This is a genomic window from Acidiplasma aeolicum (assembly GCF_001402945.1).
GTDB classification, from domain to species: Archaea; Thermoplasmatota; Thermoplasmata; order Thermoplasmatales; family Thermoplasmataceae; genus Acidiplasma; species Acidiplasma aeolicum.
Genome location: NZ_LKBG01000083.1, coordinates 1 through 2374 on the forward strand (window position 1 = coordinate 1; position 2374 = coordinate 2374).

The 2374-nt window shown below is 31.2% G+C and carries 2 protein-coding genes; both read left to right on the top strand.

What is annotated here, in order from left to right:
* Positions 1-339 (top strand): P-loop NTPase (locus tag AOG54_RS02605; protein ID WP_156324171.1); only part of this gene is annotated, 339 nt, incomplete at its 5' end.
* A 63-nt stretch (positions 340-402) separates the two neighbouring features.
* Positions 403-2037: an arginine--tRNA ligase gene (gene argS / locus AOG54_RS02610; protein WP_048101865.1), complete on the top strand. Its 1635-nt coding sequence runs from the start codon at positions 403-405 to the stop codon at positions 2035-2037.
* Positions 2038-2374: the final 337 nt, after the last annotated feature.

Here is a 2374-nt window from a genome sequence, read left to right on the forward strand (position 1 = left end):
ATAATAATAGTGATTACACCACAGGATGTTGCGTTACTGGATGCAAAAAAGGCCATAAATTTCGCAAGGAAGGTTAACATACCAATACTTGGAATAGTTGAAAATATGAGTGGATTTATATGCCCACACTGTGGTTACGAAACTGACATATTTAAGAAGGGTGGGGCTGAAAAAATAGCACAGGAATATAATATCCCATATCTTGGAAATATACCATTGATGCCCGAAATAGTTGAGGATTCCGATGCAGGAATTCCCGCAGTATCAAAAAATGAAAAATTAATGGAGTTTTTTAAAAAGGTATCAGAAAATCTTCTGAAAAATCTAAAGAATGATTAAATGATAAAAAATTAAATTATTTTTTATAAAAAAATATAATTACGTTCATTATATTATGTGCTCATGCTAATATTTGATGATTATAAGGAAATAATACTAAAAAGGTTAAGGGAATTATATCCAGATATATCACAGAACGATGTTGAACTTGGCAGGGATTATGGTGATTTTACACTTAAAATATTCAAATTAAAGGAAGACCCGAAAATTATATTAAAAAAAATAAAGGAAAATCTTTCTGAGGATTTTATCGAAAGAATAGATTTACAGGGGAATTACATAAATTTTTTTATAAGGCCTGAAAATATGCTTGGTATAATATATAATTCCATTAAAGACTTTGGATATTTTCCAAATACATTTCAGGATACGTCCAAGGTTTTAATAGAGCATACAAGTGCCAATCCAACCGGTCCAATACATGTCGGTAGGATTAGAAACTCAATTATTGGTGACTCCATATATAAAATTCTTGAGAGGTACGGCTACAGGTCATGCACACAGTATTTTGTTAACGATTCTGGAAAGCAGGTAATATCTCTTTATCTTGGGCATGTAAAGTATCATAAAAATGAGAAACCGGATCTGCAGAACCTTCTTGATGGATACCAGAGAATTTACCGCGAAATGGAGACCAATAAATCTATAGAAAATGAAATAGAGGCACTTGCGGAAAGATACGAAAAGGGGGATAAGGAATTAATAGATAATATACAGCACGTCGCATCAATTGTTCTGGATTCTGTAAAATCATCACTTAAAAAGATAGGTATTGAAATATCAACATATGTATGGGAATCAAACTTTATATTATACGGTGACGTTAATAAAATGCTTGAATCAATATCTGAAAATCTAAAAAGTGAGGGGAGTGCAAAATACATTGAGATTGGTGATAAAAAAATATTCCTTACAAGGGCTGACGGTACATCATTATATTTTTCCCGCGATATTGTTTATCATCTATTTAAGCAGGAAAATTTTGACTGGCTTGTTGATGTTCTTGGCGAGGACCACAAGGATCATGCAAAAAATCTTGAATATGTTTTAAAAACATTTTTTGATTTTCAGTCTAAAATAGACTTTGTTTTTTATGGATTCGTATCACTTGAAAATGGGAAGATGTCAACAAGAAAGGGGAGAATAGTCACACTTGACGATCTTTATGAAAAAACCATTGAGGAATCTGTAAAAATTATAAAGGAAAAGAGGCCGGATTATGATGAAAATTTAATAAAAAATGTGAGTGAGGCCATAGCCGCATCATCAATAAGATTTAATATTGTACGTGTAAATGCCAACAAGCCAATAGTATTTAAATGGTCTGAGGCATTAAATTTTGAGGGGGATTCAGCACCTTATATAATGTATTCATATGCAAGGGCGTGCAGTGTTCTTAGAAAATCATCAAAATCAGGGGGAGAGCTGGGTAACGATTATAATAAATATGAGAAGGATTTAATCAGGGTAATGTATTCATATCCATATTCATTAAAAAGCGCTGTCGAATTCTTAAGGCCCGATATAATCGCCAATTATCTTTTGAATTTATCAAAGGCATTTAATGAATTTTACTTAAACTGTCCTGTTATAAACACCCCTGAAGAGTCAAAAAGAATTCTGCTTATAATGGTGTACAAAAACATTATGGAGGATGCCTCAAAGCTTATAGGCATAAAGCTTCTTGATGAAATTTAAAATTATAAATTAAATTATAAAGATCAAACCTTTTTAATTGTATAATCTGTTTCACCCAATTTTTTCCTGGTTATTAAATAATAAAATACTGGAATGGTAACAAAGAAGGTTAGGGGAATCTGCAACAAAAGTGTATAAATTTTTAAAAGTTTACAACTGTGCTGGAAGGCACCATAAAATGAAATTAAAACTCCCATAATTAATTCATAGGTTAAAATAATCAACATTATTTATGGAAAATGGAATTTAAAATAAAAATCAAAAAACCATAAAATAATACCGACAAATGGCACCCACATAAAATCATAAAGATATGAGAATAATATAACAGCGGTCG